The sequence below is a fragment of the Angelakisella massiliensis genome (assembly GCF_900104675.1).
In the GTDB taxonomy this organism is placed as follows: Bacteria; Bacillota; Clostridia; order Oscillospirales; family Ruminococcaceae; genus Angelakisella; species Angelakisella massiliensis.
Window position 1 is genome coordinate 2,181,422 of record NZ_LT629945.1, and the last position, 25,691, is coordinate 2,207,112.

Below are 25,691 nucleotides of genomic sequence, written 5' to 3' on the forward strand. Positions count from 1 at the left end.
CTGACCAAGGGGAGGATATTATAATGAAACGAAACAAATGGCTTGCTGTTTGCCTTGCGGGGTGTCTGCTGCTGGCGCTCTGCGCCTGTACAAAGACCAATGATTCCGCACACTCCGGGGATTCTGAAGCTGATAACACCCAGGCACAGGCCGAAGTACAATACGATTACCAGCTGAAGGCCGGTGAACAGACCGAGGTTTACGATGTGACCTTTGATAAAATGGTTACAGTCACCGTGGATCCGGCCAGCACACGGGATGGGGCCAATGAACTGCGCAGCAATATCTATTTTGACAACTGCACCTTTAACGGCGGTCTTACCATCGCAGGCGACTATCACGCCATGATCAGCCTGGGGAGCGGCTGTTCCTTTGGCGACGGCTCTGTTGTCACCTGCAAGGCGATTACCGCTGACGCCCCAAAGGGAACTACACTGGAAGATAACCTCATCAAGGTATTTGTGGCCTGTGAAGGGGTTACCGTGGAAACGGAGTCTGCAATTGGCGTGTTGACCGACGGTCCTGACATTGTCTTTAATGGTACAGCCTACAGCAAAAAGGAACTCGCCCCCGATACCGACTTTTTGGGGATCTACAGTATTTATGAGGGTGATACAATTACTTACCTGAAGCTTGCTATCGGAGAAGATGACAGCGTAACATTTTTGGATTGATGGTTTGTCAGTGAAACAATCCCTTTATATTGATGGTAAAGTTACTTTCTGTTTTGCCGGTCCAGCAGCAATGGGGGAGAGTGGGAGAACACATTTGCTGTTGGACAGCAAGATCATGGAGAATCAAGTCTTTAAAGAACAAGTCCCGCAGGAGAGAGCGTCCCGTGCGGGGCTTTTCTTTTCTGAGTCCCTGTCCGGAAGGTGATACTTCAGTATTATATCGGTACCTTTTAGGTGCCGGATCGAAAAAATCCCAATAAGGGTATTCTGATGGAAACGGAAAAAAGGCGTAGCATCAAGCTATGCCCCCACACAGACTGCTATATAAACTTGAAAACAAAAAATGCGCAGTATCATCAAGAGAATGTTTTGATACACACGTCTGTTTCCAATTCCACGCAGGATATGAAAAAAGACGCCCTGGCCTGTGTCCTGCTTCCGGAGATACAGGCTTTTTTCGAGAGCGAGGAAGGACAACGGGAGTTTGCCGAGCAGAAAGCACACCAGGAACAAGGTAATGAGAAGCAGGGCTAACGAACAAGGTGAGAACATCTTAATGGATGTTCCCACCTTGTTTTTATCATGATGTACTCAATGTTTTAGACTATTTCGGAGTTCTGACATCTTAATATACCCATTTTCATCCTCGACATCCAACGAAAGAATACTCATAGTTTCAATGATTTCTGAAATATGAGATTGACTAATTTCTGGACTCAAAACCAAACACCCATATACTTCATTGCAGAAAGTGTAGTTGACCGCTTTATTTGTTTCTTCCGTCAATGAATGATATGCTTGCTGAAAAGAGTGAAAGGCCGCAACCCCGTACCAATAGCTGCTTTCGCAGCCATCAGTTTGATATTCCGTAAACTGGATACAAGCATCAGCGGCACTTGCCTGTGCCAATGCCCTGATATCATCCTTATTATTTTTTTGGCTTTGCCAGAGTAGTGCAAAGATTAAAGTGGAAATGGAAAGACAAACGATTAAAAAAACTTCAAATCGCTTTGTCATATTGTGAACCCCTTTCCCTATATGCCAAACAGTGGTTACAAACGATCATAGAATTATAGCAGAAGTTATACTGAAAACAAGGACAAGAATGATTTCGTTCTTGCTCACTCTTCCTCCTTGCAAACATCATCAAAAAATTTTGATTTACGATCTTCATAAAAAATATACCATACTCTAAACGATTTTACCATCCCAAAGGTTATAGGTGACGTTTTCACATATCCCAATGCGAAAAGAAAAATGCTCCACCACAGGCCAGCCATCTCGGGCTGGCTTTTCCGGTTCACAACGAAGACGGTTTTTTGGATGGCTGACGATAAACAGAGTATTTCCGATGCCGGAAAGGTAGATAAGCCTCCACAAACCGGAAAAGGTGGAGCCTGCCAAAGCTGCTCCTCCGGTGCAGAATCAGCCCGCTCCGGCCAAGGCTAAGGCTCTTTTGATGACAGTTGCATATAAGATGGTAAGGCTCCCCCTGTGGCGGAAAAGCTAGAGGGGGAGCCTTGAAAGCGATCAGCTCAATAATCAAAACCACCAGTTCAACTGGTGGTTTGCATCAGCCCTAGAAGGGCATATTACCGGCCCGCGTCTTAAGACGCACTGAATGTTACTTCGCTTGCATCACTTGCTCCGCAGCCCGTAAACGGGCAATTGACGTTCCTTGGAAGTTTTTCCATGGACGAAAATTTGCTCCTTGTAGCTCGCTTCGATCGATGCTTGAAGCTAAAGCTTTTTATGGGATGCCTCCACCGGCAGAGCCGGTGGTTTCCATTGACAACAAAAATACCGCAGAGGATTTCTCCTCTGCGGTATTTGGTACCGATGTTCATAACGACACTTTCGCAAACCCGCATGAAATCAAGGTTTTTGGCAGCAGACGAATATATTTCACCGAGAAAATCTAATGTTATAACCACTTTACTACTCAAACCAAGCATGAAAATTGCACATTTGCGGCTATCCTCCCCTCCATATATAATGAAAGCACAAAGGAGGCGAGCCAGATGAAAAAGCAAAAATATTTTGTTGCATATACGTCCGATGAAGCTGCTATCGTGATTCAAAGCCTCAACCGGCTGCGAAATGTCCTTCTCCGGGACAATCGGGATTCCGGCTGCGTAGACGAACTGCTCTTAAAAGTGATGTATGCCCCTACAAAGAAAATCTGAAAACTACATATTACCCTGTTCGAAAATCGCCGCTTATTCTGCCATAGAATAGGCGGCTTTTTCATTTCCTCCGTACATAGCCCTCCATCTTGCCAATGGGGGGCTAAATCTATGAAAAAGGAGGAAACCGCCTATGGCAAAACCAAAGGTCATTGCAGTAGCCAATCAGAAAGGCGGCGTTGGAAAAAGCACCAGCGTATATAACATCGGCGCAGGACTGGCCATGAACGGGAAAAATGTTCTGCTGGTAGATGTTGACCCGCAAGGTGATCTCACCAAAATGCTTGGGCAAAGAAAGCCCCACGACCTGCCTGTAACGCTTGGCAACGCCTTGAATGATGTTGTGGCAGATACGGAGAATAGCAGCCACCCGGAAATCCTGCACCATCACGAGGGCTTTGATTTTATTCCGGCAAACCGCACGTTATCGGCTGTGGAAGTGAGTCTTGTGAACACATTAAGCCGCGAAACCGTATTGCGGCGCTATGTGAACAGTATCAAAAAGCCCTACGACTATGTGCTGCTCGACTGCAACCCGTCCCTCGGTATGCTGGTTATCAACGCACTTTCCGCTTCGGATTATGTGCTGGTGCCGGTACAGGCCGATTAACCGAGCAATCGATTGACCGCTACGAGCCGCAGCAATCGCAACGCGTTACTATCGTAAGCGGCCAAACCGCTACCGTGCATTTCAATAACACTTTGAAGCGCGGCGATTTGGAAGTAACCAAGACCAGTGAGGACGGGCTGGTGGAAGGCACAACATTCCACTTATATGGCACGTCCCTTTCCGGTTTGGAGGTTGACGAATATGCGGTGGCGGATTCCGCAGGCGTAGCGCGTTTTGAGGACGTATTGATCGGCACGGGCTATGTGCTGGAGGAGGTAGATGTTGACATTCGATACGTCGTCCCCGAAGCACAGAGCGCAACTATTGAATGGAATAAGGTTACGCAAAAGAGCTTCCACAATATCCTCAAGAAATTCCGCGTAACGGTTACAAAGAGCGATAGCGAAACCGGGACAGCACAGGGCGACGCTTCTCTTGCCGGAGCCACCTATGGAATCTACAAGGGCGAAACCCTGATTGACAGCTATACCACCGACGAGAATAGCCAGTTTACGACACAGTATTACGTCTGTGATTCGGACTGGTCGATTCGTGAGATCAATCCAAGTGAGGGCTATCTTTTAGACCCCACCGTCTATCATGTAGGCGCAGAGCCGGAGCTTTATACCATTGAACTGAACGATACCGCGATTGACGCAACGGAAGAAATCATTAAGGGCAATATCGCCATTATCAAGCATACCGACGATGGCGAAACACAGATTGAAACGCCGGAAGCAGGTGCGGAATTTGAAGTGTTCCTGAAATCGGCGGGCAGTTATGAGGCGGCGAAAGAAACCGAGCGCGATTATCTTATCTGCGACGAAAATGGTTTCTGCCAAAGCGTTGATCTCCCATACGGGATTTACACGGTTCGCCAAACACTCGGCTGGCCCGGCAGGGAACTCATAGAATTTGAGGTGTATATCGCGCAGGACGGGCAAACCTACCGCTTCCTAATCAATAACGCCAACTTTGAATCGTATATCAAAATTGTTAAGGTGGACGCGGAAACTGGCAAGGTAATTCCGTATGCGGGTGCTGGCTTCCAGCTTTATCGCCCGGACGGGAGCCTGATTACGCAGACTTTCACCTATCCTGAAATCACCGAGATTGATACCTTTTACACCAATGCGGAGGGCTACAAGAAAGACCCGGAAAACCCAAAACAGTGGATCATTGATGAGGAAGCCGCCGAAGTAGTCCGCAAAATCTATCGTCTTTGTATTGAGGGGAACGGGATTGAAACCACCGCACGGATTTTACAGGAAAGCGGTATTTTAACCCCTACCTATTATTGGGCGAAAAAAGGAATCCGTAAAGGTGGGAAGAAAACACAGGACAATCCCTGTAAATGGTGCAAAACAACCATTACCAAAATCCTAACCTTACAGGAATATACCGGCGTTCTCATCAATTTCAAAACCTATTCCAAGTCATTCAAGGACAAACGCCGCCGCGAAAACCCGGAAGAAAATCAAAGGGTGTTTGAGAATCACCATGAGCCGATTATTGACCGCAGCACATGGGAAACGGTGCAGAAAATCCGTGCAGGCACAAAGCGCAGACAGCCTAAAAACAGCGAAAAAAATATGTTTGCAGGGCTTTTATACTGCGCCGACTGCGGGCATAAGCTGCATTACAATATCAATCATCCGAACAGCGCCATTGAGTATTTCAACTGTTCAAACTACCGGGGAAACCGTGGCACCTGTAATGAAACGCACTACGTTCGTGCCGATTCGTTGGAACAGGTTGTCCTTTTAGAACTGAACCGTATGGTAAGCTACCTACAGGAAAATGAGGAAGAGTTTGCTGAATTGCTTGCCCGGAAAACCTCGCAGGATTATGAGCGTGAAAAACGCTTCCGCAAGCAAAAGCTGGCAGAACTGAACGCACGATACAGTGAGGTTGATATGCTTTTTGAGCGCACCTACGAGGACAATGTAAGCGGTAAACTCTCCGATGAACGCTTCATGAAGCTGTCGCAAAGGTATGACGAGGAGCAGCAATCCCTCAAAAAAGAAATCGCAGAGCTGGAAAGCATCTGCGACAAAGAGGACAGCCGGGTGTATTCAAAAAATCAGTTTCTAAAAGCGGTTCGGAAGTTTATGCAGATGAAAACCTTAACGCCTACTATGCTTCACGAATTGGTAGAACGGATTGATGTCTACCACATTCAGGGGACAGGAAAAAACAGGACGCAGCGCCTTGTGATCCACTACAAGTTTGTCGGCGTATTGGATTTACCGCAAAGCCCCGTTCTGCCGGAGAATGTCGTTCTCAACAGCAGACAGGGCGTAGAAATAGAATATCTGGTTGGAAAAGCCGGATAAACGAGAAAAGGAGCAGCCCTTTCGGACTACTCCTTTACATAGGAATGTTCAGTTGCGTTATGAACATTCAAACTGGTCTGAGTGGCGGGATTTGAACCCACGGCCTCTACCACCCCAAGGTAGCGCGCTACCATCTGCGCCACACCCAGAAACAGCTTCACTATAATATCACAGCTTTTGACGAAATGCAAGCTTTTTTGACAGATTCTTTTTCGCATCAGGATTTTCGGGGAGGTTGGCGTCTGTAACAGGAGAACACAGGCCTCTGGCTGTGAACAATCTGTAAAAGAGAAATTATGCCAATACAAAAGGGCAAAATTGTGATATAATAACCCAGTAATCGCAATGCTTATTTTGGACGGCTGGCTGTTCTCACTGGACAGACGGCCCAAAAATCCAAAGAATGGAGATCGAAGCTGTTAATGAATCAAAAGCTTAATCGTGAGCAGCTGGCGGAAGGCGTGTTCTTCTCCAGCGTCCGGGATGACAAGTTCCGGCACAACAGTATTTCTGTCAACTTTATCGTCCCGCTGGAGGAAGAGACCGCGTCCTGCACCGCTGTGATTCCTTTTTTGCTGAGGAGAGGAAGCAAAAGCTGCCCTGACTTTACCCGTCTGGAGCAGGCGCTGTGCAATCTGTATGGCGCGGCCCTCAGCAGCGACGTCACCCGCAGCGGAGAATATCAGATTTTGTCCTCCTCCATCACCTTTGTGGATGACCAGTATACATTGAACGAAGAGAAAATTTCCGGCCAGTGCGCCAAGCTGCTGGGAGATATGGTGCTGGAGCCCAATATCACCGACGGCGCTTTCCCGCAAGAAGATTTCCAGCTGGAACGTCAGAACCTGATCGATACCATCGAAGCGGAGATCAATGAAAAGCGCACCTACGCCATCAACCAGTGTATGGCGCTGATGAACGAGGGCACCCCTCTGGCCATTTCCAAATATGGCACAGTAGAGCAGGCGAGAAAGCTTACCTCTCAGATGGCCGCCTCCCGGTACGCCCAGATCGTGGATACCGCCCGGGTGGAGATCATGTTTGTTGGCTGCGGTGATCCCACACTGGCAAAGGAGCAGTTCCGCCAGCTGTGGCAGAAGCAGCAGCGCCATCCCCGCCTTTATACACCTTCTCCCGCTGTGGAGCGGGCTTCTCAGGTAAAGGAAGGGAAGAAGGAGATGGAAATTGCCCAGTCCAAAATGGTTCTGGGTTTCCGCACCGGTTCCATCCAGGGACGGCAGGAGCGCACCGCCATGAAGCTCATGTCCGCCCTTTATGGCGGAACCCCCTTCTCCCGCCTGTTTATCCATGTCCGGGAGAAACTGAGCTTGTGCTATTATTGCGCCGCCCGCTTTGACGCCGCCACGGGAATCATGATGGTGGATATCGGTCTGGAAAAAGACAATAAGGAGCAGGCAAAGGATGAGATTCTCCGGCAGCTTTCTCTTGTTTCCCAGGGGGATTTTGATGGGGAAGAGCTGGAGAACACCAAGCTTGCCTATATCAATTCGCTGAAATCGGTGGGGGACAGCCTGGCTGCTATTGAGAGCTGGTATCTGATGCAGATTTTGTGGTATGAGCAGCCCGCTTCTCCCGAAGAGGATGTGGAGGCAGTGCGTGCCATCACCCGGGAACAGGTTATCAAAGCTGCCGGTCAGGTCACTCTGGACACTGTTTATTTCCTCACCAGTAAGGAGGATTCCCATGAATAATAAAATCATTGCGTCCCAGGCGCTGCGCCAACAGTATACCAAGGTAGAGCATCCCTCGGGGCTGACCATTCTTCTCTGCCCCATGGAGGGCTTTTCCACCGCTTACGCGCTGTTTGCCGCCAAAATCGGCTCCATTGACACCACCTTCAAAACACAGAAGGAGGATGACTTTGTCACCGTTCCGGCGGGAATCGCCCATTTTCTGGAACACAAGATGTTCGAATCTGAGGATGGAGACGCTTTCGCCAAATACGCCAAGACAGGCGCCAGCGCCAACGCTTATACCTCCTTCGACCGGACTGCCTATCTGTTCAGCTGCACCGACAACTTCCGTCAGTCCATGCAGGTGCTGATGGAACTGGTGACCCATCCCTATTTCACCCAGCAGACAGTGGAGAAGGAGCAGGGGATCATCGGCCAGGAGATCCGGATGTATGACGACAGTCCCGACTGGCGGGCTATGTTCAATCTGCTGGAAGCGCTGTATCAGGAAAATCCTGTGCGGCTGGATATTGCTGGTACCACTGAGTCTATTGCTCAGATCGACGCCGATCTGCTGTACCGGTGCTATCATACCTTCTATAATCTCAATAATATGGTGCTGGCTGTGGCGGGCAATTTCGACCCCAAGGATGTGCTGGAGCTGGCGGACGAGATTCTGAAGCCCGGCGAGGACATCACCATCCAGTGGCGCAAGCCGGAGGAACCCCGGGAAGTGTGCACCCATCTGGCGGAGCAGTCCCTGCCTGTATCGGTTCCCATGTTCCAGATCGGTTTCAAGGGCAACGCGGGCAACAGTCTGGAAAATCTGAAAAAGCAGGTCCTTTGCGAGATTCTGCTGGAGATCATCTGTGGAGAATCCTCACCCCTTTACCGGGAGCTGTATGACAGCGGTCTGATCAACTCCACCTTTTCCTACGAGGTGCTGGGCGGCCGTGACTATCTGGTTTCCATGTATGGCGGAGAAAGCCGGGACCCCGGTCAGGTCTATGAAAAGATCTGCCTGGAGGTAAACCACCTTCGGGACGAGGGAATCGATCCGGAAGCCTTTGAGCGGTGCCGCAAGGCGGCTTATGGCCGGTATATCGGAATGTACTGCAAGTCTGAGTCGGTGGCTGGTCTGATGGTGCTGACCCATTTTTCCGGGATGGAAAATATGTACGACCTTCTCCAACTGGTGCAGGATCTGACCCTGGAGGATCTGAATTATTGTCTGCTGGATGATTTTTCTCCGGAGTACAGCGCGGTGTCCATCATCCATCCTGTGGAGCAGAAGGATGAAGCGGAAGGCTAAAATGAACAGGGAAACGGAGAAAGACATATGACCAACACACTGAGCTTTCCCGGTTTGGGCATCACCATTGAACTGAACCGGGTAGCCTTTTCCATCGGTGACTTTCCGATTTATTGGTATGGTATTACTTTCGCATTGGCATTTTTGGTGGGAGTGGCCTATTTCTACCGTCACTCCAGACAGGTGGGTATTCACCCCGATGATGGTTTTGACATCCTTCTTTGCGCCGTGGTCGGCGGTGTGATCGGTGCCCGGGCCTATTATGTGATTTTCCAGTGGGATGCCATGTATAAGGACGATCCTATGAAGATTTTCGCCTTCCGGGAAGGCGGACTGGCCATTTACGGCGGTGTCATCGGTGCCATTCTGGTGGGTGCGCTGGTAAGCTGGCTCAAAAAGGTACCGCTGATTCCCATGCTGGACGTTTGTCTGCCGGCACTGCTGATGGGACAGGGTATCGGCCGCTGGGGCAATTTCTTCAATATTGAGGCTTTTGGCTCCAATACCACTCTTCCCTGGGGTATGACATCCCCGGTCATTGAGGAGTATCTCTCCAGACCCAGTGTGGTGGAGGAATTGGCCAAGCTGGGCCAAACAGTGGATCCTACGCTGCCGGTCCACCCAACCTTCTTTTATGAGTTTGTGTGGAACACCCTGGGCTTTTTGCTGCTGGCTTATGTTCTCACACCCCGGCGGAAGTACGACGGTCAGGTGGCATTGGGATACATGGCCTGGTACGGTCTGGGCCGGTTCTTCATCGAACAGCTGCGCACCGACAGTCTGGTGACCGAAACCCCCTGGGGTGTGATCCGGGTATCACAGTGGCTGGGAATGGCGCTGTTTTTGCTCTCGGCTGTACTGCTGATCGTGTTCCACTTCCGGGCGGGCAAGGAGGATAGTCCCTCCTGGCTGCGGCTGTATGTCAATACCGAAGAAAGTGCTTTGGCGATGGCAAAAGCGGACCGTGCCGCAAAAGGCATCAAGGATGTTCCGGAGGATACCCCTGAGCAGAGAGCAGAAGATGAGCCGGAGGAAAACGGTGAACAGGATTCTTCTGTGAAAGATGAGACGGATATCTCAGAGGGAGGGGAGCAAATTTCCCAGCAGGAAGGGGAAGAAAATGCTGAGGAAGTTTCTCAAAGCACCCAGGAGGAACCCAAGGAATAAACGGAAAATCCCCCTGTGACAGAAAGGAATATTCCAAGCAGCGGTGAATTTTATTTGAAGTCTGATAAAGAGGTTTGTCAGAGCGCAAAACCAAGAAATAAAGGGACAGAAAGGGGAGGGAACCATGGGAATTCGCATTGACGGCAAGGCGGTTTCCGCCGCGTTTCGGGAAAAACTGAAGGAGGACGTGGCGCGCCTGACTGAGCAGGGAATGCAGCCCGGTTTGGCAGTGGTGATCGTGGGAGATGACCAAGCCTCCAGAGTGTATGTCAACAATAAAAAGAAAGCCTGCCAGCAGCTGGGAATCTATTCCGAGGAATACGCCCTCCCCGGGGAGACTACGGAAGAAGAGCTGCTGGAGCTGGTAAACCGTCTCAACAACCGCAGCCAGATCCACGGCATTCTGGTACAACTGCCCTTGCCCCGGCATATCCGGGAGAAGGTGGTGCTGGAGGCGATTGACCCCCGGAAGGATGTGGACGCCTTCCATCCCCAGAATGTGGGACGGATCATGATCGGTGATTACCGGTTTTTGCCCTGTACTCCGGCGGGTATCCTGGAACTGATCCGCAGTACCGGCGTACCGGTGGAAGGAAAGGAATGCGTGGTGATCGGCCGCAGCAATATCGTGGGCAAGCCTATGGCCATGCTGATGCTCCATCAGAACGCCACCGTCACTATCTGCCACAGCCGGACAAAGAATCTGGCCGAAGTGGCCCGCCGGGCGGATATTCTCATTGTGGCCATCGGCAAAGCGAAGTTTGTGGGAGCGGATATGGTCAAGCCCGGAGCGCTGGTCATCGATGTGGGGATGGACCGGGACGAGAACGGCAAGCTCTGCGGCGATGTGGATTATGAGGCGGTGGAGCCGGTGGCCGGCTACATCACTCCGGTGCCGGGAGGCGTGGGCCCCATGACCATTTCCATGCTGATGAAAAACACGGTAACCGCCGCTGAAATGGCTCTGGAAGCGGCAAAAGGGTGTTGACAAGCCAGTGTGGATATGATAAACTAAATAACGCCGCTTGTGGCTGGCTCGAAGTGCGCCCTGCGCCGCCAGTACTCCACAGCGAGTCTAAACAGAAAGAGGACCAACACTATGTACGCGATCCTGGAAACCGGCGGAAAGCAGTACACCGTCAAGGCTGGCGACGTTATCTACGTCGAGAAGCTGGACGTTGAGGCTGATTCCACCATCACTTTCGACAAAGTTCTGGCAGTAGGCGAGGAGGGCAATGTTTCCTTCGGCGCTCCTTATGTTGCCGGCGCTGCCGTGGACGGCAAGGTCATCAAGAACGGCAAGGGCAAGAAGATCACCGTTCTCACCTATCGTCCCAAGAAGGACTCCAAGAGAAAGATGGGCCACAGACAGCCCTATACCAAGGTAGAGATTACCGCGATTAACGCAGCAAAGTGAGGTGTTTGACAGATGGCACATAAAAAAGGCGTAGGCTCCACTAAAAACGGTCGTGATTCCGAGTCCAAACGGCTTGGTGTCAAGAGAGCGGACGGACAGCACGTTCTCGCTGGCAACATCTTGGTTCGTCAGAGAGGCACTCACATCCATCCCGGTGAGAATGTCGGTATCGGTTCTGACGATACCCTCTTTGCTCTTGCTGACGGCAAGGTTCGGTTCGAGCGCATGGGCAAGGACCGCAAGAAGGTTTCCGTCTACACTGCGTAAGGAAACAAAGAGTATCACGGTGCAAATCCCGGCGCTTGCGTCGGGATTTGTTTCCTTTTTGGGATAAAATAAAAGAAAAAGAACCACACATTGCCCTCCCCTGGAGGGCGCAAGAGGAGGTGCGGCAATGTTTGTCGATAAGGAGCTCATCACCATCAAGGCGGGGGACGGCGGTCCCGGCGCGGTTTCCTTCCATCGGGAAAAATATGTGGCCGCAGGCGGCCCGGACGGCGGAGACGGCGGACGGGGCGGCAACGTGGTGTTTGTAGCGGACACCAATGTAAACAGCCTGCTGAATTTCAAATATAAAAAACGGTATTTCGCTGAGAACGGCCAGCCGGGCGGAACCAGAAAGTGCTCCGGTAAGGGCGCTCCTGATCTGATCATCCGGGTGCCCAGAGGCACTGTGGTCCGGGAAGCGGGCACAGGAAGAATCCTGGCGGACCTCTCCGGGACAGAACCGGCGGTGGTGGCCCAGGGCGGAAAGGGCGGCTGGGGCAACAGCCATTTTGCCACCCCTACCCGGCAGATTCCCCGTTTTGCCAAAGGGGGCTTTCCGGGAGAGAAATTTGATGTGGAGCTGGAGCTGAAGCTGCTGGCGGACGTGGGCCTGGCGGGATTCCCCAATGTGGGTAAATCCACCCTGGTTTCGGTGGTCAGCGAGGCGAAGCCTCAGATCGCCAACTATCATTTCACCACCCTGACCCCTGTGCTGGGTGTGGTGAAGGTGGATGAGGACCATAACTTTGTGATGGCGGATATTCCCGGCCTCATCGAGGGGGCCAGCGAAGGGGTTGGCCTGGGCCATGAGTTTCTGCGCCATGTGGACCGCTGCCGTCTGATCGTCCATGTGGTGGATGTCTCCGGCTGTGAGGGGCGGGACCCCAAGGAGGATTTCCGCATCATCAACGAGGAGCTGGAAAAATATAATCCAGACCTGGCCGCCCGTCCCATGCTGGTGGCGGGAAACAAGTGCGATATCGCCCAGCCGGAGCAGGTGGAGGAGTTCCGCCGCTTTGTGGAGGAACAGGGGTATGAGTTCTATCCTATTTCCGCCGCTTCCGCCACCGGAACCCGGGAACTGGTTTATGCCATCGCACAGAAGCTGCAAACCCTTCCGCCCATTGTGGAATATGAGCCGGAGCCCGCTCCTGTACCGATGGAGCGTCAGGAAAAGAACCAGTTCAAGATCACAGTGGATGAGGACGGCGTCTATGAGGTGGAGGCCGATTGGCTGATGCACACCCTGGGTATGGTGAATGTGGACGACTATGAATCCCTTCAATATTTCCAGCGGGTGCTGCGCAGCAGCGGCATCATCGACAAGCTGGAGGAGATGGGAATCCAGGAAGGGGATACCGTTCGTATTCTGGGCTTTGAGTTCGATTTCATCAATTGACAGATTGTCAAAACGGAAAGGAAGTGGCCTATGGAGGCTCTTCACGGGGAGCACACCGCCCCTCAGCTGCTCAGCCCCTTGAACTTGGCCTTTATCGGGGACGGTGTTTATGAGCTGTTGGTGCGGGAATACCTGCTTGGGCTTGGTAATCGCCCGGTGGGTCAGCTTCACTCCATGGCGGTGGAACTGGTGTGTGCCAAGGCTCAATCCGACGCCTACCAGGTGTTGGCGCCGCTGCTGACAGAGGAAGAGGAGGCTGTTTATAAACGGGGCCGCAATGCCCATAACACCAAGGCCCCGAAACATAGCGATCCAGCCCAATATCGCCGGGCAACAGGCGTAGAGGCACTGTTTGGCTTTTTGTATCTTTCCGGCCGAGTGGAGCGGCTTCATCAGCTGTTTCAGGCTATTCTGGCAGCAGAGGAGCAAAAGACAGTATAAATGTGTTTGTGAGGAGGGTCGTGATTGTATTGAATAAGGAAAAAGGGAACATCAGACGGTATCTGGGGGATATTGTCTATGACGTTGTAGGCTCCTTGTTTTTTGCTGTGGGTCTGAGCTGTTTTTCGGCTCCCAGTGAAATCGCTCCTGGAGGAGTATCCGGTATTGCCGTTATTCTCAATTACTTGTTCGGCCTTCCTCTTGGTATGGTGACGATGGCCATCAATATACCGCTGCTGCTGCTGGCCTGGTTCTTTCTGGGGAAAGATTTTACCGTCAAGACGCTGAAATCTGTTTTGATCCTCACCATCATGCTGGACTATGTGGCGCCCTATTTTCCCATCTACAAAGGGGAATACATTCTGGCGGCACTGTTCGGCGGTCTGGGCATCGGCGTGGGATTGGCCATCATCTTTATGCGGGGCTCCACTACAGGAGGCACCGATATTCTCTCCCGTCTGATCCAGCGGCGCTACCGTCATGTTCCCATTGGAAAAGTCATGATGGGCATTGATGTGGTGGTGCTGATCTGTTCCATGATGGTGTTCCACAACATTGAAGCGGGTCTGTATGGACTGATTTGTATCTTTGCTTCCGCCAAAGCACTGGACAGTATCCTTTACGGTATGGACAATGGAAAGGTGCTGTTGGTTTTCTCCTCCAAGGTGGAGGAAATGAGCAAAAAAATCCTGGTGGATCTCTACCGTGGTGTTACCTTTTTACGGGGCGTCGGCGCTTATTCCGGGGAGGAGCGTCAGGTGATGCTCTGTGCCGTTCGTTCCAATGAGTACCACAAGGCGGAGGAGATCATCAAGGAGTTTGATCCTGAGGCGTTTGTCATTACGCTGGAGGCAGGCGAGATCCAGGGCTACGGATTCCGTTATCTGACCGAAGAAAAAGTGACCTGACAGACAAAGAAGAGCCGTTTTTAGATGTGAAGCTATTTTGCTTTACAGCTTAAAAACGGCTTTTTTACTGCATTTTTTCGGATTTCCCGGGAAATGTGGTTCCATACTTCTCCATCTGAACCAAAAGCAGCCGTCTCCATCCTGCCAGGACGAAGGCGGCTGCTTTACTTGTTTGAGGGGAAAATATTGTCTCGAAAATTTATTGCTGGTGGGGGAGAGTCTGTCATTTTTCCATGGAAATGGAGCGGCTTTAGCTGTTTGCAGCGATGCCTATCTCTCACCTATGGCATTCAGGCTGCCGGAAAACTTCCTGTAACGCTGTTCAATCTTCCTTGTGCGTCGCTGCCGTTCATTCTGGAAAACAACAGGAATCAAATGTTCCAGTGTGCTTTCCTTTCCCTGAAATACAGCAGTGTTAGTTTCACCGCAGCAGTGAAAGAGGCGTCTTACCGGTGCTTATCCCGGTTCCTTTTTCCATGGTTTGACAGGCGATTGCTTTTTGTCTGGCAGCCTTTGGTGAGGTAACCACGAACAGGCTTTATTCTTCCAGATGATCCGCAATATCTTTGAGGGAAAAGAAAATCGCGTCAGGCTGAACCTCAGAATTTTCAACATCCACCAGTTTGGTCTCGCCGGTCAGCACCAGTAAGCCCTTGGCCCCGTTTTTGACGCCGGTGGCGACGTCGGTATAAAGCCGGTCGCCCACAAAAGCGATCTCGTGGCGCTTGAAGCCGGTTTCCGCCAGGATCATTTCCACCGTTTCAGGGAAAGGCTTGCCCAAATACTTGGGCTTTTTGCCGGTGGAAAGGGAGATCATGGCGCACATACTGCCGCAGTCGGGAATAAAGCCATCCTCGGTGGGACAGTTGATATCCAGGTGGGTAGCCAGAAACAGCGCGCCATTGCGGATGAAGGTGCAGGCCCGCTCCAGTTTTTCGTAGGTGAGGGTCATGTCAAAGCCCACCACCACAATATCAGGCTGCTCGTTTGTCAGGGAGATACCGGCGCTGCGAAAGCTTTCTTCCAGCACCGGGGTCCCCAGCAGATAAACGGTTTTGCCTGGATAATGGGTCTGGAGATATTTGATGGTCACATCCCCGGAGGTCATGACATCCTTTTCTGTGACATGGCAGTTCATCTTTGCCAGCTTTTCTACATAAACAGAGGGGATCTTGGAGGAGTTATTGGTGAAAAACAGGAATTTTCGTCCGGTTTTACGGACTGTTTCCAGGAAATCCAGAGAACCTTCAATAATTTTGTCTCCCAGATAAAATGTTCCGTCCATATCCAGCACAAACAACCGGATACCTTTGAGCAGCTGTGTTTTGTCCATAGAGATAATCTCCTTTGTCAGGGATGTTTTGAGAAGGATAAGCCGCTGTGTGTTCATCCACAGCGTCCGGATACCGACCTGAGCCGGGACCCTGCCTGGAGGCGAAAAACATATCGCTTTCCTTGTGGGATTATTGTACCATGGGACCTTTCCCTTTGCAACCAAAAAGATGGACAGACAGAAGAAAAGTCATTTAAAAAAGGGGTTGCCTCCAAAACCGGTTCTAAAAAGACTTTCAGGAAAGAAAATTATTCAAACTATGGACGTATATTTGTGGTATAATAAAAAAAGCTGTGCAAAACAGCAAATATTCAGAAGGAGGCGTGTTTGATGAAACGCCAAATGAAAAAAGCGGCTGCGCTGGCTGCCGCGGCTCTGCTGGCCCTGTCGGTTGCAGGCTGTTCTGAAAAAACAGATCCTGCCTCCGCGGCCGGTTCCCAGAGCGAGGAGAAGAAGGGAACAGTGGTGGTATACACCTCGGAATCCCAGGACCTGGTGACCGATATGCTGGAGGATTTCAAAGCCAAAACCGGCTATGACTACTCCCTCTTCCGTTCCGGCACCGGCGACGTCATCGCCAAGCTGAACGCGGAATTGCAGACCGGCAGCACAGAAGCCAACGTGCTCTGGTTTGCCGATATCGGGTACCTGTACCAGCTGGATGAACAGGGACTCATTGAGCACTACACCCCGGCCGGAGCGGATCAGATCGACAGTAAATTCAATTACAATGACTCCATGGCCTTTGAGGTGCGGCAGATCTTCAACATCATCGCTGTCAATACCCTGAAGAATACAGTGGAGATCAAGGACTGGTATGATTTGTGCGATCCCGCCCTCAGCGGAAAATTCGCCATGGCCAATCCCAGCTACTCCGGCGGAGCCTTTACCACACTGGTGGCCCATGTAAACAACGATCAGCTGGGCTGGCAGTTCTATGAGGACATGAAGGCCAATGACATCAAATTTGAGCAGTCCAACGGCAACCTCCAGACCAAGATCTCCTCAGGAGAGTATATGGCGGTGTCGGTGGTGGATTTTATGATCCGCAACGCCCAGAATGAGGGAGCCCCGGTGGAGATCATCTGGCCGGAATCCGGAGCGGTGATGGTTCCCACTCCCGTGGCGATGCTTTCCAATGTGCCTGAGGAGAATCAGGCCGCCTGCCGGGCGCTGATGGATTATATGCTCTCGGAGGATGGACAGAAGTTCTTTGTGGAGCAGGGATATATCCCCGTCAGCGAAAATGTGGGTGTGCCGGAAGGGGCCCCCAACGTCAGCGATATCAAGGTGATGGATATGGCCCTGGATTCCTTCATCCAGGATTCCTCCGCCATCCGTGAACAGTTCGAAACCATCTTTACCGCCAACTGAGCCTGTTTCCTGACAGCCTGCCGCCTCATGGCAGAACATGAGGGGCGCTGTCTGTGAAACAGCCGACAGCGGACACAATCCATCCGGTACATCCGGAAAAAGCGACAGAAAGAAGGATGTGTTTGAACTCTTCACGGGAAAAGCTCCGGCAGCGGTGGAATTTGGAAGAGATGGCTCCCACACTCATCTGGTGGGTGACGGTGGTACTGCTTACCTTTGTGGTGGTGTATCCCTCTTTGGTGCTGATCTGGAACAGTTTTCAGACTGCTGACGGAATTGGCTTGGGGAACTATCTGGCGGTTTTTCAGGACCCCGGCATCCTCAAAAGTGTCAAAAACACACTGGTGGTGGTGATTCCATCCACCATTTTGTCCACCGCGCTGGGGGTCTTTTTGGCCTGGGCGGTGGTGCGCACTGATGTCCCCGGAAAGCGCCACTGGAAAACCTTGCTGGCCATTCCTTACCTGATCCCTCCCTTTATCGGGGCGGTGGCCTGGACCTTTATTCTGGGGCCGGTGGGCTTCTTCAACGAATGGCTGATGAAGCTCTTTGGCCTTACCGACGCTCCCATTAACCTGTATACTTTGGGAGGAATGGTTTTTGTCATGACCATCTACCGGTATGCCGTGCCCTATGTGGTGGTACTGCCGGCTATGAAAAAAATCGATTCCACCATTGAGGAAGCGGCAAGAGTGTCCGGAGCAAATCCATGGCGCACCATGATGGATGTCACCCTGCCGCTGCTCACGCCTTCCATTATGGGGGCGACGCTGCTGGTTTTTATGTTCATTCTGGCGGATTTCGGCGTATCCGCAGTGCTGGGCGCGCCCAACCAGATCCGCCTGATGACAACACAGATCTATTATCTCATCAATCGCCCCGACCTTCCCAATAATCTTCAGCTGGCGTCCGCTTATTCACTGCTGCTGGCGCTGTTTGGTCTGGCAGGGTTGTGGGCTTACAACCGGGTGCTGCGCACCAACAAATATGTGGTGGTAGCGGGAAAGAGCACGGCGGCAAAGCCTTCTCCCCTGGGAAAAGGCAAATGGCCTTTGTTCACTTTCCTGACGCTGATATTTACCGTCACCACAGTGGCGCCCATTGCGGCTACCGTGGTAACAGCGCTGACCAAAACCTTCGGTTTGCCCTTTGGCCCAGGCAATATCACCCTGCGGAATTTCGCACGGCTGCTGGACCTGTCCAATATCAAGAGGGCCTTTGGCAACAGTCTGTTTTTGTCGGCGGTATCCGGACTGCTTGTAACGGTGATTGCCCTGGCAGTGGCCTATGTGGCCATCAAAGGAGGGATCCGGCGGTTTCATGGTGTGCGCCTGATGCAGGTGATGGTGACGCTGCCTTACGCTGTGCCCGGTACCATTATTGCCCTGGCGATGATCCTGGCCTTTGCCCAGCCGCTGCCGGTGGTGGGGGTCAAGCTGTACGGAACCATCTGGATTCTTTTGATCGCCTACGTCGCCCGCTTTATGAATCTGGGATACAACAACATTTCCGGCGCCATCAGTCAGATTGACCGCTCCCTGGAGGAGGCATCCAGAGTTTCCGGAGCCTCTCATCTGCGAACCTTCCAAAAAATCATGCTGCCGCTGCTGATGCCCAGCCTGTACAGTTCTTTTTTCCTGGTGGTAGCGCCCACTTTGTCGGAGATCACCCTTTCCTCCCTGCTGTGGTCGGTGGGGAATGAGACCATCGGCACAGTGGTATTTTCCACTCAGGAGGAAGGGAAGATTCTGCTGACAGCCGCGCTTGCGGTCATCTTGATTTTGATCGTGGTAGTGCTGAATTACCTGGTGCGTCATTTTTCCGGCGACGATGTAGGAATTTAGAAAACAGGATAAGCCTTTGGCGCCAATGAAAATGAGCCATGAAACCAAAGCGGGATGCTTTCGTTTCATGGCTCGTTTTTTGTACGCCGAAACCGCCGGCAAAGGGAGGACGCTGTTCAGCTCTTTGTTATCACCACTCTGGCCAGCCGGTTCTGTCATTGGCGGTGTGCTGCCCGGCGGGGCGAGGGTCAGACCTGCTCAGGATCAGGGATGGCAGCAATGTCGCTCTTGACTGTTTTCAGCACGAAATGAGTATGAGTGGCGGAAACCCCCTGAATACTCTTGATCTGCCGGTGGATCTGCTCCAGGCTGTCTGAGGAGTGGGTGAGGATCTTGAGAATAAAGTCATAATCCCCGGTGAGGTAATAGCAGGAAACGATATTCTTGTTCTCCTGCACCATTTTGACAAAATCATCATAATAGTTGGGATGCTCCAGGCTGACTTCCATCACCGCGGTGACATCATTGCCCAGGCGCTTTTGATCCAGAACGACAGTATATCCCTGAATAATTCCGGAAGTTTCCATTTTATGGATACGGTCGATGACCGAAGAAACAGAAAGATTGATCTCGTCACTGATGGCGGAAGCCTTTTGACGGGCGTTATCCTTGAGGCAAGTCAAAATCTTGTGATCAATCTGATCCATGAAAAACTCCTCCTTTTATGCTTTAACGGTGAAAAACCGCTTGTTGGACCGATAGAAAACAGTGGAACAAGACCGAAAGATCCTGCTCCTGAACTTATTAAAGAGTAGCATATTTTGGGCGATCTTTCAATGATAATTTGGTTAATTTTATTTTAAGGCGGAATTTTTAAGGATATTGGCGATAAAATCCAGGAAATGGAGCTGTCGAAGGATGGTTCTGTTTTTTGCTTTTTTAAGATAACGCCGGTAAAATGCTGCACTTCCCAAAAATGGGAATCGGTCAAATCTATCCTTTTCTCAAAAAGAAATACTGATGGAATAAGGGCTGGAAATTTTTCATATCCAAGCTGCGGGGAGAGAAAAAGAGGAACATTTCATTTCAGCGGCAAGAGTCCCGGAACAGCCACGCTTTTTTGGAAAGAAGCGGTGACTTTTTCACTGATAAAACAAAACAGAAGTAATGGTTCTAAAACCTGTCCGCTTTTTCATATACTGGGACCAACGACCAGGAGGAGGGATGTCCATGACCAACATGGAGGAACTGGAAAAGGCGCTCAGGCTGCTGCCGGAACAGCTGGCCGCCGCGCTGAGAAAGCTGCCGGAAGGGGAACTGGCGCGGATCCAGGAGCTTCGCCTGCGGACAGGCTGCCCGGTATCCGTATTTGATGGAAGCGGCAGCCGGTTTCTGTCCCGGACAGGCCGCCTTCATAGCTTTCCCGCCCAGGGGGACTGGACCCTGTCCCGGCGGGAGGTGGAGGACTGCTTCTACCGGCTGTGCGAATTTTCCGTTCATACCCATCAGCAGGAGCTGTCCCAGGGCTTTGTCACCACCTCCTGGGGGGACCGGGCGGGTGTGTGCGGTGTAATGACGGCAGATCAACAGGGACAGGCCGCCTGCCGGGAAATTTCTTCCCTGTCCATCCGCATTTCCAGAGAAGTGCCGGGAGCGGCCCTGCCCTTACTGGAACGGGTGAACCCGGCAGAGGGGATTTTGATAGCGGGAATGCCGGGAAGCGGCAAAACGACCCTGCTGCGGGATCTGGCCAGAAGCCTCTCCATGGGGCTTGCGGGCCCCTGTATGAAGGTGACGGTGGTGGATGAACGTCATGAACTGTCCGCCATGATGGAAGGGGAGCCCAGGCGGGACCTGGGATGCTGCGACATCCTGTGTGGACTGACCAAAGCTGCCGCCATCACCCAGGCGGTGCGGACCCTGTCGCCCCAGCTGATCGTCTGCGACGAGGTGGGCAGCCTGGAGGAAGCGGAACAGATCTCTCAGGGATTGTGCTGCGGAGTGGCCTTTGCGGCCTCAGCCCATTGCGGAGGACGAAGGGAGCTCTTTGAAAGCCCCATTGTAAAGCGGCTGATGGCTACAGGAGCTTTTGGAACGGTGGCTCTGCTGGGTTCTTCCGCCCGGCCCTGTACCCTGGAAGCGTTGCTGTCAAAGGAGGAATATGATGCTCAGACAGATGGGAGTGCTGATGGTGGCAGGCAGCATCGGCCTGTATGGATGGTGGCGCGCGGCTCAGCTGCGGCAGCGGAGGGAACTGATGGAGGGGATGGGACGATACTGGGAACAGTTTGCCCTTCAGTTAGGCTGTCTGCGCCGGACACCGGGGGAAATTGCGGGACTGCTGGCGGGTTTGGAAGAATTTAAGCGGATGACCTTTGCCCAAAAGCTGGCGGAAACCCTCCGGGGGACGCCGGATTTTTCCTGGGCCCTGCGGCAAACGCTGAGCGCCTGCGGTTTGGAGGAGGATGGTGAGGTGATGGGGGCGCTTGCTCCCCTGTGGGATACAGTGGGCCGCCTGGAGCTGGAGATGCAGCAGACGGCGCTGCGCTCCGCCATCCAGCTTTTTGGAAGGGGAGGAAAGCGGGCCCTGGAAAGGGAGGAGCGATACGCCGGCCTGTACCGCCGTCTGGGGCTGCTTTGCGGCTGCTTGGCGGCGGTGGTGCTGCTGTAAGGTGAAAAAAGGAGGAAGATAAAGATGGATGTGGATCTGATCTTTCGCATCGCTGCCATCGGGATCATTGTGTCGGTCCTGTACCAGGTGCTGCTCCGCTCCGGCCGGGAGGAGCAGGCGATGATGACCTCTCTGGCGGGTCTGATCGTGGTACTGATGATGATGATCCAGGAGATCAGCAACCTGTTTGAGACGGTAAAGACGGTGTTTGACTTATGATGGTATCGTGGGAACAGATCGCGGTATTTTGTCTCATTTCCGCTATTTTGGCCCTGGTACTGCGGCAGTACCGGCCGGAGTTTTCCATGCTTATCTCCATGGCCTGCGGTATTGCGGCGCTGCTGTTCCTGCTGGAGGGGATCGGGGAGATCCGGCAGGAGCTGGAACGGATGCTGGCGGCCACCATGCTCCCCTCGGAGCTGCTGACGGTGGTTTTCAAGGGGCTGGGGATCTGTGTTCTGGGGGAATTTGCCGGACAGCTTTGCCGGGATGCCGGAGAAAGCGCCATCGCCCTGAAGGTGGAGCTGGCGGGACGGACAGCTCTGCTGCTGTTGGCGCTGCCCCTGTTTTACCAGCTGCTGCAAACGGTTTCCCAACTGCTGTCGGCGGTGGGATAGGAGGACGGAGATGAGGCATTTTGTTCTTTTTTTCGCTGCGGTGCTCATCCTGTTCTCCGGTATGGTCCACGCCTGGGCAGAGGAAGCAAGCTCTCAGCCCCAGGACAGCTTTCAGGAGGCTTTGGACGAATATCTGGAGCAGGGGGATGGGGAGGAACTGGTGCAGCAGGTGCCTCCCTCCGCCCGGGAAGTAGCGCCGGAGACGGGGGAAAGCATCCGGGATACCCTGGACAGCTTTCGGCCTCAGGTCCTGCTGGCCCGCTGTACGGCGCTGATCCGGCAGTATATCTCCGCCCCTGCCCAGGCGCTGCTGGTGCTGACGGGGGTGTTGATTCTGTGCAGCGTGCTGGACGCTATGGGTTCTTCTCTGAGCCAGGGAGAACAGGGGGCTGTGATGAAGATCCTTTTATGCGTCTTTGTGGCGGCTTTTATCACCGGTCCGGTGGTGGACTGTATCCTGGACGTGGTCAACGCCCTCCATGACTTTTCCCTGTTCATCACCACCTTTATCCCCATTCTGGCCGGGGTGATGACGGCAGGTGGGCAGCCCCTTACCGGAGCGGTTTACAACATCCTCCTTTTTGGGGCTTGTCAGCTGATGGCTTCCTTTGTCAGCGCCTTTCTGGCGCCGCTGCTGTGTGCTTACCTGGCCCTTTCCGTCACCTCGGTCACCTGTCCCGGATTTCATCTGGAGGATGCCGCAGCGGGCTTGAGGTCCTTCGGTGTCTGGGCCATGACGCTGTTTCTCACCGTCTTTACCGGACTGCTGACCATCCAGGGGGTGGTGGCTTCGGGAGGGGATCAGGCCACCGTCAAAACGGCCAAATTTATGATCGGCAGCCTCATCCCCGGCATTGGCGGAGCCCTCTCCGATTTATATGTGGCGGCCCAGGGCTATCTGCAAATCGCCAAGGGGACCCTGGGTGCTTTTGGGGTGGCGGTGACTGTACTGACCTTTCTGCCACTTTTGCTGCGGATTCTTCTGTGGTATCTTTCCCTGAATCTGGCGGCGCTGATGAGCGGGATTCTGGGCTCCGGCAGCATCTCCAGCCTGCTGCGTCAGCTGTCGGGAGCTTTGGGGCTGCTGCTGGCGGTGCTTTGCTGTCAGCTGCTGCTGGTGGTCATCTCCACCACCATGGTGATGATCGCCTTTCAGACCCCATAGGAAAGGAGGAAAAAAGATGGAGGAAGCGGCCCGATGGGTATACGCCATCTGTGTGGGGGCGATGATCTGCGGTATTGTTTCGGTTTTGTCCCCGGCCAAGGTTCTGGCGGGACCACTGCGGATGCTGCTGGGGCTTTTTTTGCTCCTCTGTTTTCTGCTTCCCGCTTCGGTGTCATGGGAAATACCGGATATTCAGTGGCAGGAGGCGGAGCAGCAGCGGCAGCAGGCGGCCCAGCGGGCCGGAGAGCCCTTTCGCCAGCGGCTGGAAGAGGAAGGGGAACGGCAGTTGGAGGAGGAGATCGGTCAGGTGATGGCCCGGATGGGGGCGGAAGAAGGGGAGTACACCGTATATCTGGAGCTGGAGACGGATGAGGCGGGAGAGCCTTCCCTCCGGGTCCGTCTGACACTGCCCCAGCAGCTGATGCAGCAGCATCTGGAGATCCAGGAGCAGCTGGAAAAACAACTGGATTTTCCCCTGGTAATCCAGTATAAGGAGGAGGAAGCATGAAACTGAACTGGAGCAAGCTGCTGCCGGAGAAAAAGCTGTTGTATCTGGTGCTGCTGGGCTTTGGAGGTATTTTTTTGATCGCCCTGACCCCGGCTCTGGAGAAAAAGCCCGCCCAGACGCCACAGGTGATCCAGCAGGAGGACAGCGAGCTTTATGCCGCCCGCCTGGAGCAGCGGCTGGAGACCCTGCTGGGGGAGGTATCGGGCGTGGGGCGGGTGGAGGTGATGGTCACCCTCAAAAGCGGGTACAGCAATGTTTACGCCCGTTCCGAGAAAAATGACCTGGACCGAACCCTGGATGACCGGGCGGAAGGGGGACAAAAGACCCAGGAACGCAACACCACCGAACAAACTTATGTGTTGGTGGACGGAGCAGACGGGGAAACGCCCCTGGTGACGGTGCGCATGGAGCCGGAGGTCCGGGGGGTGGTGGTGGTTTGCGACGGCGGCTCAGACCCTTCCACCGTGCTGTCGGTGACCGACCTGGTGCGGGTGGCGCTGGATATTCCGGCGGCAATGGTGTCTGTCTGTCCCATGAGCGCGGCAGCAGGAGAAACAGCGGGATGAAAGTTTGGGAAGGTTGTATATTCCGGGATCTTGCGCCATAAGATGTACCAACGTACAACGGGAGGAGAAGGTTGGATGAAGAAGATCAGACTTAACATGATTGTCAGCAAACGTCATATCATACTGTCCGCGCTGGTATTGTCCCTGAGCATCGCGGTATACCTCAACTGGCAGTATGTGCAGTCAAACGGCACGGATTTTATCGCCACGGAAAACATTGCCGCCAGCGCCGCCGCAGGAGAGGAACTGGACGGAGAGGTGACGGAAACGGCGGCCTATGGGGAAGCTTATTTCGCGGAAGCGAAGCTCTCCCGCAGCAAGTCCAGGGATGAAGCCATGGACGCGCTGAAATATATGCTGGAGGACGCCGATCTCTCCGATGAGGATATGGCTTCCCTGACCACCCGGGCGGCGGATCTGGCCGAGAGCATTGAAAAAGAGGGCAAGATCGAAAACCTCATCAAGGCCAAGGGCTTTGCCGACTGTATGGTTTATCTGGAAGAGGATAAAATCGATGTGCTGGTCAAGTGCGACGGCATGACAGACAGCGAGGCCGCCCAGATCAAGGACGCCATTCTGGGGGAGGTTACGCTGCCGGACGAAAAAATTTCAATTATCGAAATCAAATAGGTTGTTTCACCGAGAAAACATGGTATAATAACAGAAAAGGGAGAAGTGGAACAGGAGGTTCTGTTGCAGGCTTCTCCGTTCCGGACAGTCCGGAAACGAACTTTGACAATGTAAACTCAGATGAACCGGAGGTAGTACAATATGCAGGACATCAAAATGGACCGGTCCACTGCCGGCAGCCTGAAAATCTCTCACGATGTGTTGGCTTCCGTCGCGGGCTATACCGTCACTGAGATGGAAGGCGTGGCCTCTCTGGCGCCCATGAGCTCCAACCTCACCGGCTGGCTGCTGGAAAAGCAGACCATGAAGCCCATTTCCATCGATATCACCGACGGCGTGGCCACCATCGACATCCGCATCATCGTCAAGAACGGCGCCAAGATTCCTGAGCTGTCCAAGCGGCTCCAGTCCGCCGTCAAGGAAGCGGTCCAGAATATGACGGGCATCGTCGTTTCCAAGGTGAACCTTTACATCGCGGGCATCGAATTCGAAGAAACTCCCGCAGTCTGAGAAAAAACGAAACACCCTCCTTATGCGGCCTGCGGGACGCGGGAGCACCGGCCCCGGGGCTGGTTCGGATCTTTTGAAGGTCCGGCCGTTCCGGGGACTTGGGTTTTCTTCCGGGTCCAGGG

General features: G+C 53.0%; 28 protein-coding genes, 1 tRNA gene and 2 pseudogenes. 27 read left to right on the plus strand and 4 right to left on the minus strand.

What is annotated here, in order from left to right:
* Positions 1-23: 23 nt before the first annotated feature.
* Positions 24-674 (plus strand): hypothetical protein, encoded by a 651-nt coding sequence (locus tag BQ5383_RS15705; protein WP_071433541.1) that lies wholly within the window; start codon positions 24-26, stop codon positions 672-674.
* A gap of 270 nt (positions 675-944) precedes the next feature.
* The gene (locus BQ5383_RS15710) at positions 945-1,208 is read left to right on the plus strand and encodes a hypothetical protein (protein ID WP_139193448.1); all 264 of its coding nucleotides are present in this window, start codon (positions 945-947) and stop codon (positions 1,206-1,208) included.
* A 57-nt stretch (positions 1,209-1,265) separates the two neighbouring features.
* Here the strand turns inward: BQ5383_RS15710 and BQ5383_RS15715 are convergent, their stop codons facing one another.
* Entirely contained in the window at positions 1,266-1,691 is a 426-nt protein-coding gene (locus BQ5383_RS15715) for a hypothetical protein (RefSeq protein WP_071433545.1), read from the minus strand.
* Between the two features lie 1,004 nt (positions 1,692-2,695).
* Here BQ5383_RS15715 and BQ5383_RS21220 point away from each other — a divergent pair.
* The 5 genes and pseudogenes from BQ5383_RS21220 (at position 2,696) to BQ5383_RS21940 (ending at position 5,806) form a co-directional block, all read left to right on the plus strand.
* A complete protein-coding gene (locus BQ5383_RS21220; RefSeq protein ID WP_172724648.1) occupies positions 2,696-2,860 on the plus strand; it encodes a hypothetical protein in 165 nt (54 codons plus the stop codon).
* Between the two features lie 133 nt (positions 2,861-2,993).
* Complete coding sequence (locus tag BQ5383_RS15730; protein ID WP_235822000.1) at positions 2,994-3,470, plus strand: ParA family protein; 477 nt, start codon at positions 2,994-2,996, stop codon at positions 3,468-3,470.
* Positions 3,455-4,630, plus strand: a pseudogene (locus BQ5383_RS21650) (MSCRAMM family protein); the annotation flags it as partial. The gene BQ5383_RS15730 and the pseudogene BQ5383_RS21650, both read left to right, overlap by 16 nt.
* Before the next feature lie 36 nt (positions 4,631-4,666).
* Positions 4,667-5,230 (plus strand): annotated as a pseudogene (locus tag BQ5383_RS21935) (recombinase family protein); the annotation flags it as partial.
* Positions 5,231-5,446: 216 nt separating this feature from the next.
* Positions 5,447-5,806 carry a DUF4368 domain-containing protein gene (locus tag BQ5383_RS21940; RefSeq protein ID WP_338061437.1) on the plus strand — a complete coding sequence of 120 codons (360 nt, stop codon included), beginning with the start codon at positions 5,447-5,449 and terminating at the stop codon, positions 5,804-5,806.
* 73 nt (positions 5,807-5,879) lie between these two features.
* Here BQ5383_RS21940 and BQ5383_RS15740 read toward each other — a convergent pair.
* A tRNA-Pro gene (locus tag BQ5383_RS15740) sits at positions 5,880-5,955 on the minus strand.
* A gap of 273 nt (positions 5,956-6,228) precedes the next feature.
* On the opposite strand from BQ5383_RS15740, the gene yfmF reads away from it, so the two are divergent.
* From yfmF to BQ5383_RS15785, 9 genes are all read left to right on the plus strand, one after another.
* A complete protein-coding gene (gene yfmF, locus BQ5383_RS15745) occupies positions 6,229-7,518 on the plus strand; it encodes an EF-P 5-aminopentanol modification-associated protein YfmF (protein WP_071433553.1) in 1,290 nt (429 codons plus the stop codon).
* Positions 7,511-8,812: an EF-P 5-aminopentanol modification-associated protein YfmH gene (gene yfmH / locus BQ5383_RS15750; RefSeq protein ID WP_071433555.1), complete on the plus strand. Its 1,302-nt coding sequence runs from the start codon at positions 7,511-7,513 to the stop codon at positions 8,810-8,812. The genes yfmF and yfmH overlap by 8 nt, the downstream gene beginning before the upstream one ends.
* Before the next feature lie 27 nt (positions 8,813-8,839).
* Positions 8,840-9,979: a prolipoprotein diacylglyceryl transferase gene (gene lgt / locus BQ5383_RS15755; protein ID WP_071433557.1), complete on the plus strand. Its 1,140-nt coding sequence runs from the start codon at positions 8,840-8,842 to the stop codon at positions 9,977-9,979.
* A 124-nt stretch (positions 9,980-10,103) separates the two neighbouring features.
* Entirely contained in the window at positions 10,104-10,967 is an 864-nt protein-coding gene (gene folD / locus BQ5383_RS15760) for a bifunctional methylenetetrahydrofolate dehydrogenase/methenyltetrahydrofolate cyclohydrolase FolD (RefSeq protein ID WP_071433559.1), read from the plus strand.
* Positions 10,968-11,078: 111 nt separating this feature from the next.
* Positions 11,079-11,396, plus strand: coding sequence for a 50S ribosomal protein L21 (rplU, locus tag BQ5383_RS15765; RefSeq protein WP_071433561.1), 318 nt, complete (start codon positions 11,079-11,081; stop codon positions 11,394-11,396).
* Between the two features lie 12 nt (positions 11,397-11,408).
* Complete coding sequence (rpmA, locus tag BQ5383_RS15770; RefSeq protein WP_071433563.1) at positions 11,409-11,663, plus strand: 50S ribosomal protein L27; 255 nt, start codon at positions 11,409-11,411, stop codon at positions 11,661-11,663.
* 127 nt (positions 11,664-11,790) lie between these two features.
* The gene (gene obgE / locus BQ5383_RS15775) at positions 11,791-13,062 is read left to right on the plus strand and encodes a GTPase ObgE (protein ID WP_071433566.1); all 1,272 of its coding nucleotides are present in this window, start codon (positions 11,791-11,793) and stop codon (positions 13,060-13,062) included.
* A gap of 30 nt (positions 13,063-13,092) precedes the next feature.
* A complete protein-coding gene (locus BQ5383_RS15780) occupies positions 13,093-13,503 on the plus strand; it encodes a Mini-ribonuclease 3 (RefSeq protein ID WP_071433568.1) in 411 nt (136 codons plus the stop codon).
* 29 nt (positions 13,504-13,532) lie between these two features.
* The gene (locus BQ5383_RS15785) at positions 13,533-14,411 is read left to right on the plus strand and encodes a YitT family protein (RefSeq protein ID WP_139193449.1); all 879 of its coding nucleotides are present in this window, start codon (positions 13,533-13,535) and stop codon (positions 14,409-14,411) included.
* Positions 14,412-14,949: 538 nt separating this feature from the next.
* Here the strand turns inward: BQ5383_RS15785 and BQ5383_RS15790 are convergent.
* On the minus strand, positions 14,950-15,744 hold the full coding sequence (locus BQ5383_RS15790; protein WP_071433570.1) for an HAD-IIA family hydrolase: 795 nt from the start codon (positions 15,742-15,744) through the stop codon (positions 14,950-14,952).
* A 330-nt stretch (positions 15,745-16,074) separates the two neighbouring features.
* On the opposite strand from BQ5383_RS15790, the gene BQ5383_RS15795 reads away from it, so the two are divergent.
* Positions 16,075-17,118 (plus strand): extracellular solute-binding protein, encoded by a 1,044-nt coding sequence (locus tag BQ5383_RS15795; RefSeq protein WP_071433572.1) that lies wholly within the window; start codon positions 16,075-16,077, stop codon positions 17,116-17,118.
* Between the two features lie 122 nt (positions 17,119-17,240).
* Positions 17,241-18,962 (plus strand): ABC transporter permease, encoded by a 1,722-nt coding sequence (locus tag BQ5383_RS15800; protein ID WP_071433574.1) that lies wholly within the window; start codon positions 17,241-17,243, stop codon positions 18,960-18,962.
* A gap of 188 nt (positions 18,963-19,150) precedes the next feature.
* On the opposite strand, the gene BQ5383_RS15805 is transcribed toward BQ5383_RS15800, so the two are convergent.
* Positions 19,151-19,609 carry an Lrp/AsnC family transcriptional regulator gene (locus BQ5383_RS15805; RefSeq protein WP_071433576.1) on the minus strand — a complete coding sequence of 153 codons (459 nt, stop codon included), beginning with the start codon at positions 19,607-19,609 and terminating at the stop codon, positions 19,151-19,153.
* 523 nt (positions 19,610-20,132) lie between these two features.
* On the opposite strand from BQ5383_RS15805, the gene BQ5383_RS21660 reads away from it, so the two are divergent.
* From BQ5383_RS21660 to BQ5383_RS15850, 9 genes are all read left to right on the plus strand, one after another.
* On the plus strand, positions 20,133-21,266 hold the full coding sequence (locus BQ5383_RS21660; RefSeq protein WP_071433578.1) for a hypothetical protein: 1,134 nt from the start codon (positions 20,133-20,135) through the stop codon (positions 21,264-21,266).
* Entirely contained in the window at positions 21,253-21,573 is a 321-nt protein-coding gene (locus tag BQ5383_RS20250; protein ID WP_476726767.1) for a hypothetical protein, read from the plus strand. The genes BQ5383_RS21660 and BQ5383_RS20250 overlap by 14 nt, the downstream gene beginning before the upstream one ends.
* A gap of 24 nt (positions 21,574-21,597) precedes the next feature.
* The gene (gene spoIIIAC, locus BQ5383_RS15820; RefSeq protein WP_071433582.1) at positions 21,598-21,792 is read left to right on the plus strand and encodes a stage III sporulation protein AC; all 195 of its coding nucleotides are present in this window, start codon (positions 21,598-21,600) and stop codon (positions 21,790-21,792) included.
* Positions 21,789-22,190, plus strand: coding sequence for a SpoIIIAC/SpoIIIAD family protein (locus tag BQ5383_RS15825; protein WP_083390020.1), 402 nt, complete (start codon positions 21,789-21,791; stop codon positions 22,188-22,190). Before spoIIIAC ends, BQ5383_RS15825 begins: the two co-directional genes overlap by 4 nt.
* Before the next feature lie 10 nt (positions 22,191-22,200).
* Positions 22,201-23,355, plus strand: a complete 1,155-nt coding sequence (locus BQ5383_RS15830; RefSeq protein ID WP_071433584.1) for a stage III sporulation protein AE — start codon at positions 22,201-22,203, stop codon at positions 23,353-23,355.
* A gap of 16 nt (positions 23,356-23,371) precedes the next feature.
* Positions 23,372-23,863 (plus strand): hypothetical protein, encoded by a 492-nt coding sequence (locus BQ5383_RS15835; protein WP_071433586.1) that lies wholly within the window; start codon positions 23,372-23,374, stop codon positions 23,861-23,863.
* Positions 23,860-24,429: a hypothetical protein gene (locus BQ5383_RS15840; RefSeq protein WP_071433588.1), complete on the plus strand. Its 570-nt coding sequence runs from the start codon at positions 23,860-23,862 to the stop codon at positions 24,427-24,429. Before BQ5383_RS15835 ends, BQ5383_RS15840 begins: the two co-directional genes overlap by 4 nt.
* A gap of 75 nt (positions 24,430-24,504) precedes the next feature.
* Entirely contained in the window at positions 24,505-25,059 is a 555-nt protein-coding gene (locus tag BQ5383_RS15845) for a SpoIIIAH-like family protein (RefSeq protein WP_071433590.1), read from the plus strand.
* 141 nt (positions 25,060-25,200) lie between these two features.
* A complete protein-coding gene (locus BQ5383_RS15850) occupies positions 25,201-25,569 on the plus strand; it encodes an Asp23/Gls24 family envelope stress response protein (RefSeq protein ID WP_083390022.1) in 369 nt (122 codons plus the stop codon).
* The last annotated feature ends 122 nt before the right edge of the window (positions 25,570-25,691 follow it).